A 668-nucleotide genomic window follows, 5' to 3' on the forward strand; every position below is an offset into this window, starting at 1 on the left:
GCCAGGGCCTCAACACCAGCGTCCAGGACGCGTACAACCTGGGCTGGAAGCTGGGCGCGGTCCTGCGCGGCGGGGCCGACCCGTCCCTGCTCGACACCTACGAGGAGGAACGCCTGCCCAACGCCGCCGCGATGCTGGGGCTGACCACGCGGGTGCACCGCGGCGAGGTCCGCCGCGGCGCGGCCACCCACCAGCTCGGCCTGGGCTACCGCGCCTCCTCGCTCACCGTGGAGACCCGCGAGGGCCTGCCGCCGGACGCACTCCACGCCGGCGACCGCGCCCCGGACGGCCCCCACGCCGGCCGCCGCCTCTTCGACGCCTTCCGCGGCCCGCACTGGACCCTCCTCACGGTCGGCACCGACACCCCCCTGCCGACCCTCGCCACGGTCCGCACGCTCCGCATCCCCCCGTACGAGGCCTACGGCCGGGGCATCTTCCTCATCCGCCCCGACGGCTACACAGCCTGGGCCGGCACCACAACCACGGGCCTGACCACCCACGCCACAACCCTCGGCCTCGCCTGACCCCGGCTGCGGCGCTCCGCGCACGGCGATGCGGAACGCCGTACGCGTCTTCGACAACAGCGACGTCGCCATGGTGCGAAGGAGCCGTCGTGGCCCGATCGACAGCAGCGACCAGGCTGCCCATGCGACGGGTGGTGGCAACCC

1 protein-coding gene is annotated in these 668 nt (G+C 74.9%); it reads left to right on the forward strand.

Going from position 1 to position 668, the window contains the following annotated elements:
- A partial coding sequence (locus ACFVUS_RS44030; RefSeq protein WP_387781558.1) for an FAD-dependent monooxygenase occupies positions 1-524 on the forward strand: 524 nt, incomplete at its 5' end.
- Positions 525-668 lie beyond the last annotated feature (144 nt).

Source organism: Nocardia sp. NPDC058058, assembly GCF_042885355.1.
Classification (GTDB): Bacteria; Actinomycetota; Actinomycetes; order Mycobacteriales; family Mycobacteriaceae; genus Nocardia.